This is a genomic window from Sphingobacterium deserti, assembly GCF_000757725.1.
Taxonomy (GTDB): domain Bacteria; phylum Bacteroidota; class Bacteroidia; order Sphingobacteriales; family Sphingobacteriaceae; genus Sphingobacterium; species Sphingobacterium deserti.
In genome coordinates this window covers 54,553-66,808 of sequence record NZ_JJMU01000053.1, presented here as the reverse complement: position 1 = coordinate 66,808, position 12,256 = coordinate 54,553, and the positions used below count along the sequence as shown (strand labels likewise).

At 42.3% G+C, this 12,256-nt stretch carries 11 protein-coding genes; 8 read left to right on the top strand and 3 right to left on the bottom strand.

The window, feature by feature from the left end:
• The 3 genes from egtB to DI53_RS13925 all read right to left on the bottom strand — a co-directional run bounded on the left by egtB (position 1) and on the right by DI53_RS13925 (position 2,465).
• On the bottom strand, positions 1-1,161 hold the full coding sequence (gene egtB, locus DI53_RS13935; RefSeq protein ID WP_037500819.1) for an ergothioneine biosynthesis protein EgtB: 1,161 nt from the start codon (positions 1,159-1,161) through the stop codon (positions 1-3).
• 21 nt (positions 1,162-1,182) lie between these two features.
• A complete protein-coding gene (gene egtD, locus DI53_RS13930) occupies positions 1,183-2,157 on the bottom strand; it encodes an L-histidine N(alpha)-methyltransferase (RefSeq protein WP_052072408.1) in 975 nt (324 codons plus the stop codon).
• A 71-nt stretch (positions 2,158-2,228) separates the two neighbouring features.
• Positions 2,229-2,465 (bottom strand): hypothetical protein, encoded by a 237-nt coding sequence (locus DI53_RS13925; RefSeq protein ID WP_037500813.1) that lies wholly within the window; start codon positions 2,463-2,465, stop codon positions 2,229-2,231.
• Between the two features lie 332 nt (positions 2,466-2,797).
• Between DI53_RS13925 and DI53_RS13920 the strand changes: the two genes are divergently transcribed.
• The 8 genes from DI53_RS13920 (at position 2,798) to rodA (ending at position 12,251) form a co-directional block, all read left to right on the top strand.
• Positions 2,798-3,541 carry a nucleotidyltransferase gene (locus DI53_RS13920; protein ID WP_037500810.1) on the top strand — a complete coding sequence of 248 codons (744 nt, stop codon included), beginning with the start codon at positions 2,798-2,800 and terminating at the stop codon, positions 3,539-3,541.
• A 2-nt stretch (positions 3,542-3,543) separates the two neighbouring features.
• Entirely contained in the window at positions 3,544-4,281 is a 738-nt protein-coding gene (locus DI53_RS13915) for a metallophosphoesterase family protein (RefSeq protein WP_037500807.1), read from the top strand.
• A 427-nt stretch (positions 4,282-4,708) separates the two neighbouring features.
• Positions 4,709-6,370: a M1 family metallopeptidase gene (locus DI53_RS13910; RefSeq protein WP_037500804.1), complete on the top strand. Its 1,662-nt coding sequence runs from the start codon at positions 4,709-4,711 to the stop codon at positions 6,368-6,370.
• Positions 6,371-6,522: 152 nt separating this feature from the next.
• Positions 6,523-7,545, top strand: coding sequence for a rod shape-determining protein (locus DI53_RS13905; RefSeq protein WP_037500802.1), 1,023 nt, complete (start codon positions 6,523-6,525; stop codon positions 7,543-7,545).
• Positions 7,546-7,642: 97 nt separating this feature from the next.
• Positions 7,643-8,479 carry a rod shape-determining protein MreC gene (gene mreC / locus DI53_RS13900; protein ID WP_037500799.1) on the top strand — a complete coding sequence of 279 codons (837 nt, stop codon included), beginning with the start codon at positions 7,643-7,645 and terminating at the stop codon, positions 8,477-8,479.
• A complete protein-coding gene (locus tag DI53_RS13895) occupies positions 8,472-8,999 on the top strand; it encodes a hypothetical protein (protein WP_037500796.1) in 528 nt (175 codons plus the stop codon). The genes mreC and DI53_RS13895 overlap by 8 nt, the downstream gene beginning before the upstream one ends.
• A gap of 20 nt (positions 9,000-9,019) precedes the next feature.
• Positions 9,020-10,987 (top strand): penicillin-binding protein 2, encoded by a 1,968-nt coding sequence (gene mrdA, locus DI53_RS13890; RefSeq protein WP_037500793.1) that lies wholly within the window; start codon positions 9,020-9,022, stop codon positions 10,985-10,987.
• Positions 10,980-12,251: a rod shape-determining protein RodA gene (gene rodA, locus DI53_RS13885; RefSeq protein ID WP_037500792.1), complete on the top strand. Its 1,272-nt coding sequence runs from the start codon at positions 10,980-10,982 to the stop codon at positions 12,249-12,251. Before mrdA ends, rodA begins: the two co-directional genes overlap by 8 nt.
• Positions 12,252-12,256: the final 5 nt, after the last annotated feature.

The following is a 12,256-nucleotide window of genomic DNA, read 5'->3' as shown; positions in this document are numbered from 1 at the left end:
TTAACTATCCTTAACTAACCGGATGCCTGCATATTGCCAGCGTGTCGATGCATGGAAAAAGTTTCTATACGTAGCACGGCTGTGCTCTTTAGAAGTGACATCAGACGCTCCGCGAAGTACCATTTGGTTGACCATAAACTTTCCATTGTACTCGCCAATGGCCCCTTCTTCTTTTTTAAAGTTCGGGTAAGGCAGATAGGCGCTATTCGTCCACTCCCAACGTCGCCCCCAGTCTAACGATGGAGCAGCAACTTCCCATTCCTGCTCCGTAGGCAAGCGCATCTTCTTCCAAGCGGCATAGGCAGATGCTTCGTAGAAGCTAATATGATTAACCGGGTCTTCAAGATTCAATTTACGAAGGCCATTAAGCGTGTACTGCATCCACTCGCCATCTATTTGGTACCAATATAACGGCGCCTGGAATTTGTTATCATTCACCCATTGCCAACCATCGGAATGCCAAAAAGCAAAATTCTGATAGCCTCCCGCTGCAACAAACGCCAGAAAATCAGCATTGCTCACTAACTGCGTCGAAATTTCAAATTCCTCCAACCACACTTGATGACGCACTTTTTCGTTATCGTAGGCAAAGCCTTCGCCATCATGTCCGATAGTGTAGAGGCCTTCTTTAAATTTTATAAATGCGTTATGGACGGGGGAAAAAGGCAACGGATCCCGATACCCTAAATCATAAGGTGGAAAAAGCGGATTATGCCCTAAAATATATTTGATATCAGTAAAAAGAAGTTCTTGATGCTGCTGTTCATGGTTTAATCCTAAAATCAAAATTTCACGCAACCGCTCGTCTGATTCGATCTCGTCCATTCGCGCGATAATCTCTTTATCCACATGGTGCCGGTATTCATACACATCTGCCACGGTTGGCCTACTTAGGTTACCGCGATCAGTGCGCACCACTCGGGCACCTACAGACTCGTAATAGCTATTAAAAACGAAATTATACTGCGGATCAAAAGCAGCATAATTATCCTTACCCAATAGAAGGAAAGTTTCAAAAAACCATGCCGTATGCCCCAAATGCCATTTGGGCGGACTCACAAAATCGATTGGCTGAACGACATAATCTTCAGTCAACAGTGGAGCACAGATTTCTTCCGTCCTATTTCTAATGGTTTCAAATAGCTTTACAAGGTCATTCATAACAACATTTTAATACTCAATTTATTTAGCTTCCCATAATACGTCTACAAACCAACCCCTTTTATCGGTGAAGGTTTTGACTGGAGCGAAACCTGTCTCGGAAGCCATATGATCGATCTCAGATGGTAGATACTTCTGTGATACCTCCATATGGATCAATTCCCCTTTATCGAAATGAATCTCATCTTCCGGAAATAGGACGGTATGTTCTAATAAGCTTACCAAATAACTAGAACAAGTTCCCGATGTTGGGTCATAATGGCAGTAGTGTTCAAAAAGCTCTTCATTAAAATCAGCGTCAAGCTCCCGATTCATACGTGTAAGAAGATTGATATTGAATCTTCGCGTCAAGCCCGCTTCATCATCATAGGCGGCTTGGATAATACGCGGGTTCTTGACCAAATCGAAACCGATCAGCACTTTGTCACCTTTATTCAAAAAACTTCGCATACGAATGCAAAACTGCATGGCCTCGGCTTTCGGCATGTTACCGATGTTAGCTCCTAAAAAAAGTACAACCTTTGGCGTATGTCCTTGTTGCTGTAACGCAGCAAGCCCTTCGAAATAATCACCATGATAACTATCAATTGAAAGCTCAGGCAATTTATTTCCGAGATCTGCTTCCAAATGCTTTAGAATATGGGATGAAATATCGATGGGATGGTAGGTGACATGCTTATAATTCGAAACTAGACATTGAAGCAAATGGAATGTTTTGCTGCCATCGCCGGCACCCAGTTCCACTAATGTTACGTCATCTCCTAGCGAAACGCATGGTGCTAGGTCTTCCCTTTGTTCTCTTAAAATTTCTTCCTCGCAGCGTGTCAGATAGTATTCCGGACAATGCATGATTTGTTGGAACAGCACATCACCCTGCGCATCGTAGAAATATTTTGACGGCAAAGACTTTTCGGTTTGACGCAGGCCGCACATTACATCGTCGTAAAAATTTCGGTTTACCGGAGATGTCGACGAATCGTCTCGTTTACTTAACATATACATAGTATTCCCTCTCTAGCTAAACATCGACGATGTGAGATTGTTTTCATTGCAATATCTTGCATTGATTATTCCGAGGCCTTCTTCAAGGAATCTGCTTTTTCCAAAGAGTCCTGCTTGAGTGTATCTGTCGTGCCATATAACGGTTCATCCGTAGAATTTAGGTTGTAGCGTGATTTATCCATCTCACTCACCGGACCTGGCGTGCTTTCTTCCGTCTCAGAAGCCTTTTTCTCATTGTTGCCTCCGCAAGAGAATAAAAATAAAGGTAATGCAGCAAAACCTATCAAAAACATTTTTTTCATAACACTTGTGCTTATCGTGAGTAATGTGGAGGTCAGACCTCCCTACCTGTTAAGGACGCTCAAACGTAGAACAAGTTGGGCGGCGCGGAAAAAACACGTATAAATACAAACCATACGAGTAGTTCTAACCGTGGTGATAGCACTTATAGTACGGGTGATTATCATATTTTTCGATGTAATATCTTAATTAGCATGAGTATAACCATTTTTCGAAATGCATATTAATACTTAAAAAGCTTGAGCAGGGTGAACGAATGCATCCTTCCACTGTTATTTTATGTGCAAATGGCCCGATACGTTGGTGCCGTGATTGACTAAAGCTTAATATCGTTATGGCAGAATCAGAAATAGACCACAAAGCAACTGAAGCTTTTTTCAAGGAAGCGTTGCAAAAACTTCATGAAAGCCAACTTCCCTATATGCTGGGCGGTGCTTTTGCTATGTTCCATTATACCGGTATTTTCCGGGAAACAAAAGATCTTGATATATTTTGTAAAAGCACCGAGTATGTGCAAATATTGAAATTTTTTGCTGAGCAGGGCTATAGGGTGGAAAACACCGACGTGCGTTGGTTAGCAAAGGTGTTTAAGGACGATTTCTATATCGACATCATCTTCGATAGTGTAAACCATATCTGCACTGTCGACGACTCGTGGTATGCGCGTGCTTCGGATGGACATTTCCTTGATATTCCCGTTCGGTTCATTCCTGCAGAAGAATTAATATGGTGTAAACTCTATGTCCAAAACAGAGAGCGCAATGACAACGCAGATATCAACCATACCCTCCTGAAGCATGGAAAGCAGTTGGACTGGGATCATCTACTTTTTAGGATTGATGCACATTGGCACCTGTTGTTAAGCCAGCTGCTATCGTTCCAATTTGTATACCCATCAGAATATGCAGAAATCATCCCACAAAAATTATTTATGGATCTTTTACAACGAGCCAAAGAGCAATACGACCTCCCACCACCCGTCGAAAAGGTTTGTCGTGGCCCACTTATCGATCAAACACAGTATCAAGTGGATGTACGGGAGTGGAACTATAAATCATATACAATAAAAACAGTTTAATTATGTCAACAAGAGAACCTATCAAAATTGCCGCAGTAGGCGATCTCCATGTTAAAAACAACGATAAGGGGGCTTGGAAAGCTTGCTTCGAAGAAATTTCAGAACTAGCCGATGTATTGTTGATTTGTGGAGATCTTACAGATACGGGAGACGAAGAAGAAGCGGCGATATTAGCGGAGGAACTGCTTTCGCTACACATTCCTGCCGTCGGTGTGCTAGGAAATCATGATCATGAAAAAGGCCGTCAAAAATTGATCAGACAAACATTGACAACGAGCAATTTCCAATTATTGGATGGAGAGTCCGTAGTGATAAAAGATACCGGATTCGCCGGCGTAAAGGGATTCGGTGGCGGTTTCGACCGCTATATGCTATCCATGTTTGGTGAAGACGCAATGAAAGCATTTGTTCAGGAATCTGTAAACGAGTCGATGCTGCTCGATAGAGCACTGGCCAGACTGGAGCAAGAGTATCCAGAAATACCGAAGGTGGCAATTTTACACTACTCACCCACAGCAGAAACGGTGCAGGGCGAACCAGTAGAAATCTTTCCCTTTCTAGGCTCTTCATTATTAGCAGAACCGCTGGTAAGGCGGCAGGTATCCGCGGTGTTTCACGGCCATGCCCACGCTGGGCAGTTGAAAGGATCCTTAAAGGATAATCTAGCCGTATACAACGTTGCTCTGCCTGTTTTGCGAAAACACCAACAGGAAAAAGATTTTTTTATCGTCGAAATATAATCCAACCGAATTTATATCATGAGACGGAATGGCAAATTGAGGAAGAAATAACTAGCTTTCCATAGTTCTTCCTTATTTTGCCTTACTGCAGTATTCTTCTTTCCCCCAAAAGAGCCGTTTTTTTTCTCTTTAAGCTTAGTATTATCGGATGCACTCATAAATCAATTCAATTATGTTAACCAAAACTAAAGGAAAATTAAACTTTCCGACTTAACATATGTCAAGAAATAACTACTTTCCTCACATTAAGCTTCACAAACGGTTATTCCCCCCCTTTAAATAATTAATAATGTAGATATTCTCCGACCATTTTATGAATACCAACTTCGGCTTATTATGATATCTTCCAAATTATGCTCGTTGACAACAACAGTTCGTCCATCGTTTTATATATTTACCTTTGAAACATCCGAGAAAAGATTCGTCAATGAAAAACATCATTCAACTATACGCCATTGCTACCCTTTCTGTGCTTTGTTTGCCCGCTCACGGGCAGCTGATGAAGGCGAAAGAACTTTTTAACAAAGCAGATTCGCTGCGGGGCATGCTTACCCCGCTTCGCACCTGCTATGATGTCCAATATTATCACTTAGACGTTAAAGTTGATATACAAAACCGCTATATTTCGGGCAGCAACCTTTTCCAATTTCGAGCAGTGGAAAGTTTTAATAGGTTGCAATTCGATTTATTTGAGAATCTCTCCGTCGATAGTGTTAAGTTTCATGGCAAAACACTAGCATTTGAAAGATCCTATAATGCAGTGTTCGTTGACTTTCCATCAACTATTGAAAAGGGAAAAACAGATTCATTCACTGTTTATTACTCCGGTCATCCTGTAGCGGCAACACGCGCTCCATGGGATGGCGGTTTTGATTGGAAAACGGACAGCAATGGAAGACCTTGGGTAGCTACCGCCTGCCAAGGACTGGGGGCAAGCGTATGGTGGCCAAATAAAGACCATCAATCCGATGAGGTGGATAGTATGCTGGTATCTGTATCTGTACCGAATGGACTGATGAATGTTTCTAATGGGCGCCTACAGAACGTTGAAAAATTGGAAAATGGCTACACACGATACGATTGGAAGGTACGCAACCCAATTAACAACTATAACATAGCCCTTAATATCGGCGACTACACACACGTGAACGAGACATATCAAGGAGAGAAAGGCCCACTTTCTTTGGACTATTATGTACTAAAAGAAAATAAAGGGAAAATATCACATCTGCAAAAGAATGCAAAACAAACGCTCGATGCGTTGGAGCACTGGTTTGGCCCCTACCCTTTCTACGAAGATGGTTACAAGCTAATAGAGACGGCTCACTTAGGGATGGAACATCAAAGCGCCGTAGCCTATGGCAATAAATTTCAAAATGGCTACCTTGGTAGAGATGCATCAGGAACAGGCTGGGGTTTAAAGTGGGATTTCATTGTGGTACATGAATCCGGTCACGAATGGTTTGGTAATAACATCACCGCAAATGATCTCGCTGACATGTGGATCCATGAAAGCTTCACGAACTATTCGGAAGCATTATTTATAGACTACCACTATGGAAAGGATGCCAGCTTGGCCTATGTGCACGGTAATCGTCAAGGTATTCTGAATGACAAGCCAATGCAAGGACCCTACCACGTTAACAAAGAAGGCTCTGGCGACATGTACCCGAAAGGCGGTGTTCTGATGAATATGATTCGTAGGATAATTGATAATGATGAGGTTTGGCGACGCATTTTACGTGGACTGAATGAGAATTTCTATCATAAGACGGTTGACTATGGTGACATCGTGCAGTATGTAAACAAGGAATCGGGTTTAGACTTGAGCAGCGTGTTCGAACAGTACGTTCAACGGAAGAGTATCCCGGTCCTGGAAGTTCGTAAAACTAACGATGGGCAGCTGCAGTGTCGATGGATTTCGGAAACGCCGGATTTTAAAATGCCTATCCATTTAGGGATAGCGGGTGAAACCTTAAAAAGGTACGAAGTGACATCAAAATTCGAGACATTACCCATAAAAACAGAAGACCTCAAAGCCCTTCATATTGATACCTTTAACTATTATATTGGCGTCTTAATGCAATAATTACAGCAAATGCACGTTGTAGAATTTTAATAGATTTTTAATCAACAAAACATTTATCGGGTGCACTACTTTTTCCTAGCTAACAGATGGGTAAAACCATTTTTTTTATTTAGGTTTGCATTTAAATTTGAAAATAAGACAAGACATATTCAATGGGGTTATTTAACTGGTTTACGCAAGAAGTTGCTATCGATTTGGGAACTGCCAACACCCTCATCATACATAATGATAAAGTAGTCGTCGACGAACCTTCCATTGTTGCTTTTGATCGTACAACGAATAAAGTTATTGCGATCGGACGCCAAGCGATGCAGATGGAAGGAAAGACGCATGATAATATAAAGACTGTAAGACCTCTTCGTGATGGGGTAATCGCTGACTTTACTGCCGCTGAACATTTGATTCGCGGAATGGTGAAATTAGTTAATAATGGAAAATCTTGGTTTTTCCCCTCACTTCGTATGGTAGTCTGCATTCCTTCGGGCATTACCGAGGTAGAAAAACGTGCCGTTCGGGATTCTGCCGAAATTGCAGGAGCGAAAGAAGTTTATTTGATTCACGAGCCAATGGCAGCAGCAGTCGGTATCGGGATTGATGTTGAAGAGCCCGTTGGAAACATGATCATCGATATCGGTGGCGGTACGACAGAAATTGCTGTTATCGCGCTGTCTGGAATCGTTTGCGACCAATCTATTCGCGTAGCGGGGGATAACTTTGACTCCGACATCGTACAATACATACGCCGCCAACATAACATCATGATTGGTGAACGTACCGCGGAAAAGATTAAAATTGAGGTAGGTGCTGCGCTTCCTGAGCTACAGGATCCACCAGCAGACTTTGCCGTTCAGGGTCGTGATTTGATGACAGGGATACCGAAACAAATCACCGTGTCTTACACCGAAATCGCCCACTGTTTAGACAAATCAATTTCAAAAATCGAAGAAGCTATCCTGAAAGCGCTGGAAATCACACCTCCAGAACTATCAGCCGATATTTACCAAACAGGAATCTATTTAACTGGTGGGGGCGCACTTCTTCGTGGACTCGACAGACGTGTTCAGGCTAAAACGAAGTTGCCGGTGCATGTGGCTGAAGATCCACTTCGAGCGGTGGTAAGAGGAACAGGCATAGCCTTGAAAAACATAGGAAGATTTAAATTTTTGATGCAATAGTGCACATTAATTTTATAATGAATATACGCGCGATATGGAAAACAAACACCCTCTTCTGTATCGCGTATTTGTTGACAGTCTAATTTAACGGGTATTCATGAAAAACCTTTGGCTATTTCTTGTTAGATATAATGCTATCTTCTGGTTTATTCTCTTTTTTACGATATCCATCATACTTGTTGTTCAACACAATAATTATCAACGCGCTTCCTTTTTTAATTCTTCAAATGTGCTCGTGGGCTCATTTTATAAGCAAGTAAATTCTTGGAAGAGTTACTTGTCTTTGCATGAATCCAATGAAGATCTGGCGGCAGAAAATGTTATGCTGAGGCAGCAGATCCAGAACCTGCTTCAAGCAGACACCTCTGCAGACTCCGTACATATTGTAGATTCCATAGAGCAAGGACGCTACGCGTTTATTGTAGCTAATGTTGCGAACAATAGCGTACATCAAAAAAGTAATTACCTTACGTTAGACAAAGGATCCGCAGACGGCGTCGAAAAAGGTATGGGCGTCATTACTAGCAACGGTGTAGTGGGGATTGTCTTACAAACTTCGGCTCATTTTAGCTCGGTTCAGTCATTGCTACACCCCGACACAAAAATCTCCGTAACGCTCGACAGCTCGGAAGTTTTTGGATCCTTGGTATGGGGAAACAATATTGATCCAAGATTTGGAATGGTTCGCGATATTCCAAACCACGTGCAGGTGAAAAAAGGCGAAAAGGTATACACCTCAGGTTATTCGCTATTTCCTGCCGGTATTCACGTCGGAAATATTGCCGAAACGGATATAAAGTCCGGGGAGAGCTTTTTAGATCTGAAAATAAAGCTATCAACAAATTTTAGCAAACTTAATCACGTATATATCGTGAAGGATCTGCAGGTTGATGAAAAGGAAACCTTAGAAGCCATGAATCAAGACAATGGGTAAAGTAATCATTTTAAATATTCTCCGTTTCTTCGTAGTAATCTTGCTGCAAGTGGCCCTGTTTAAAAATATGGGTTACTACAATATTGCATCTACTTTTCCATATATATTTTTCATCCTCCTGTTACCTATCGGACTTCCAAACATCATTTTATTTACAATTGCATTTCTGACAGGACTTACCGTGGATGCTTTTTACGATTCGGTTGGCGTTCATGCGGCCGCCTGCGTATCCTTATCCCTGTTTCGCACTTTCTTCCACAAAATAACATTGGAAGTAGAAATTAAAGACTCATTTAACACGCCCTCCTTGGGGGAAATGGGAACAAAATGGTTTCTTCCATATGTATTTTTCGGCACCTTGGTGCATCACTTCACCCTATTTATTGTCGAAACATTTTCTTTTACAAATTTCCTGTACACCCTAGCGAGCATCATTTTAAGTAGTATCTTTACAGTCTGTGTGATCTTTTTAATGAGCTTGTTGGTCTACAAAAGAAAATCACGTATCAATAGTATTTAAACCAAAAGGACTTTACGTTCATGAATAGTTTTTTCGCACGTAAATTTGTCATTCAAGGAATATTTATTGCAGTGGCCCTGATCATTGTAATCCGTTTGTTTTATATTCAGATCATTGACGAATCATATTTATTATCGGCCAATAACAACGTACTGCGAAAAGTCGTGGTTTATCCCGCGCGTGGTGTTGTTTTTGATCGTAACGGCAAAGTCCTTGTACAAAATGAGCCCGTTTACGATCTTATGGTCACACCGCGTGAAGCGAAAGAAATAGATACAGCACTGCTCTGCCAGCTTATTGACATTGATTTAGCAGGGTACAAAACGCGGATGGATAAGGCACGCGACCATTCTCCTTACCGCGCTTCGATTTTTGAAAAACAGCTGTCTTCCGCTACCTATGCGCAACTGCAGGAACATCTTTATAAATTCAGGGGCTTTTATGTCCAAAATCGAACCGTACGAAGTTACCCAGATAGCATCGCACCACAACTTTTGGGTTTTATCCAAGAGGTGAACGAGAAAGACATCGAACGCTCCAAAGGCTTCTACCGCTCGGGAGATTATATCGGCGGTAGTGGTATTGAACGCTCCTACGAGGATCTTCTGCGTGGGCAGCGTGGTGTAAAAAACCAAATGGTAGATGCCTTAAATCGCCCTAAAGGCGTATTCATGGAAGGCCGGTATGATACGTTGGCAGTCTCCGGAGAAGGGCTGATTTCCACTATTGATCGGGATTTGCAATACATGGCGGAAAAACTGATGAAAGGAAAGATGGGGTCGGTGGTCGCTATAGAACCTGCTACGGGTGAGATTTTAACCTTAGTCAGCGCACCGTCCTACGACCCAAATATGATGGTAGGCCGTCAGCGCGGAAACAACTACATGAAATTACTGAATGACGAGACGAAACCGTTATTCATTCGTCCGATCCAAGCTTCTTATCCGCCTGGATCCGTATTTAAAGTGGTCGCCGCATTAACCGCTCAGCAGGCAGGCATCATTAACCAACAAACGATTTTTAATTGCCCCGGTGGATACCGTTATGGGGGCGGTCGCGCATTTATGCGCTGTACACACGTTGATGGCCCAACGGATCTTATAAAATCCATACAGCGTTCATGCAACACCTATTACGGCTACACCTACGCACGCATGATTGACTCGAGAGGGATGTCTGGGCCGCAAGCTTATGACTTGTGGCGTGAGGGCTTACTGAAATTTGGCTTAGGCCAAAAGTTAGGTATTGACCTGCCGGGAGAACGGCCAGGTTTAGTTCCTACGTCAGATTTTTACACCAAACGTTATGGTAGCGGAAAGTGGCGATCAGGCTATAATATTTCATTGTCCATCGGGCAGGGAGAATTGGGGATTACCCCACTACAAATGGCCAACATTATGGCCATCGTAGCGAACAAAGGATTCTATTATCGACCGCACTTGGTAAAAGGCATCGGCGAAAAGAAAATCATAAAAAAGGAATTTACCGAAAAAATAAGCGCGGGTGTAGACGAAAAATATTATGCGCCCGTTATCGAGGGAATGAGCAGAGCTGTAAATATGCCAGGCGGCACGGCATACAGTGTACGGATACCTTCTATAGAAATGTGTGGAAAAACAGGAACAGCGCAAAATCCACACGGGGAAAACCATGCTGTATTTTTTGCCTTCGCTCCTCGTGAGAATCCAAAAATTGCCATCGCAGTCTTCGTAGAAAATGCCGGATATGGAGGTACTTGGGCGGGTCCTATTGCGAATATGCTGGTAGAGAAATATATAAACGATACGATTTCTCTACCGAAGTATATTCAAGATCGTATTTACAACGCTAATTTTATCCCAAAATCGCAAAAGAAAACCGAGGTAGAAAAAGATAGCAGCAGCAATAAAAAAAATACCGGCCGGGCTACGCAACAAACCAACCGTACTGCGCCAGCAAAAAAAGAGTTTTTCGTACACCACAGTCAGATAGGAAATCGTTATGAATAAGATAGGAGAGAAAAGTTTCTTTGGACGGATTGATTGGCTGACAATTCTTCTATGGTTTATGCTCTGCATTATCGGCTGGTTTAACATCCACGCGGCGGTATACGACCCAGAACAACCGGGTTTATTCAATCTGGCAACGAACTACGGAAAACAATCTATCTACATTTTTACCGGCTTATTGATCGGCTTCAGCATCCTGATTATTGATGCCAAATTTTTTATATCGGCATCACCCATTATTTACATCGTCGTTATCTTATTGCTCGTGGCCGTACTAATTGTAGGTAGGAATGTAGGGGGAAACCAAGCGTGGATACCGCTTGGAAGCTTTCGTTTACAACCCTCTGAGTTTGGAAAACTAGCGACCTGTTTACTCCTAGCCTCATACTTAAGTACCCAAACCAATAAACACCCTAACCTTCGGACGCTTGGCATTGCATCGCTCATAGTGTTCTTCCCTGTCATGCTCGTTATGCTGCAGCCCGATACAGGATCGGCACTTGCGTTTTTCTCACTAGTCTTCGTTTTTTACCGAGAGGGTTACGTCGGAAATACATTATTGATCTTGGGTGGGCTGGCCATCTTACTATTTGTTATGGCCCTATTGATCAACCAATGGGTGATCATCGGAATACTTTTATTACTCGCTGCCATTTTCGCATTTGTTCTGCGCAAAAAAAGGAAGCACCTTATCAATATCGGTGCTTTATTCCTTGCCTCATCCGTGTTTGTTCTATGTGTAGATTTTGCATACGAACAGGTATTGCAACCGCATCAGCGTAATAGGATAGATATTATTTTAGGCAAAATGAATGACCCGCGTGGCCAAGGCTACAACCTCAACCAATCTAAGATCGCGATAGGCTCGGGACAATTATTTGGGAAAGGATACCTACAGGGCACACAAACCAAATACAATTTTGTGCCTGAGCAAAGTACGGATTTTATCTTTTGCACGGTGGGCGAAGAATGGGGGTTTGTAGGTTGTGTCTTTTTGATTTTAATATATATAACGCTCTTAATTCGGATTGTAAATCTCGCAGAAAGACAACGCACAGCATTTGCTAGAATATATGCCTATGGTGTAGCATCGATCCTATTCTTCCACTTCTTTATCAATATAGGAATGACAATCGGAATCGTGCCGGTCATCGGTATTCCACTTCCATTTATCAGTTATGGCGGTTCTTCGTTGTGGAGTTTTACTATCCTCCTTTTTATCTTATTGCGGTTTGATTCTGCTAGAAAAGGCTTAAATGGCTAAACACA

Excerpts from the sequence above, each read along its gene's own strand:
- egtB (WP_037500819.1), bottom strand. The coding sequence starts at position 1,161 with ATGAATGACCTTGTAAAGCTATTTGAAACCATTAGAAATAGGACGGAA.
- egtD (WP_052072408.1), bottom strand. The coding sequence starts at position 2,157 with ATGTTAAGTAAACGAGACGATTCGTCGACATCTCCGGTAAACCGAAAT.
- DI53_RS13925 (WP_037500813.1), bottom strand. The coding sequence starts at position 2,465 with ATGAAAAAAATGTTTTTGATAGGTTTTGCTGCATTACCTTTATTTTTA.
- DI53_RS13920 (WP_037500810.1), top strand. The coding sequence starts at position 2,798 with ATGGCAGAATCAGAAATAGACCACAAAGCAACTGAAGCTTTTTTCAAG.
- DI53_RS13915 (WP_037500807.1), top strand. The coding sequence starts at position 3,544 with ATGTCAACAAGAGAACCTATCAAAATTGCCGCAGTAGGCGATCTCCAT.
- DI53_RS13910 (WP_037500804.1), top strand. The coding sequence starts at position 4,709 with ATGAAAAACATCATTCAACTATACGCCATTGCTACCCTTTCTGTGCTT.
- DI53_RS13905 (WP_037500802.1), top strand. The coding sequence starts at position 6,523 with ATGGGGTTATTTAACTGGTTTACGCAAGAAGTTGCTATCGATTTGGGA.
- mreC (WP_037500799.1), top strand. The coding sequence starts at position 7,643 with ATGAAAAACCTTTGGCTATTTCTTGTTAGATATAATGCTATCTTCTGG.
- DI53_RS13895 (WP_037500796.1), top strand. The coding sequence starts at position 8,472 with ATGGGTAAAGTAATCATTTTAAATATTCTCCGTTTCTTCGTAGTAATC.
- mrdA (WP_037500793.1), top strand. The coding sequence starts at position 9,020 with ATGAATAGTTTTTTCGCACGTAAATTTGTCATTCAAGGAATATTTATT.
- rodA (WP_037500792.1), top strand. The coding sequence starts at position 10,980 with ATGAATAAGATAGGAGAGAAAAGTTTCTTTGGACGGATTGATTGGCTG.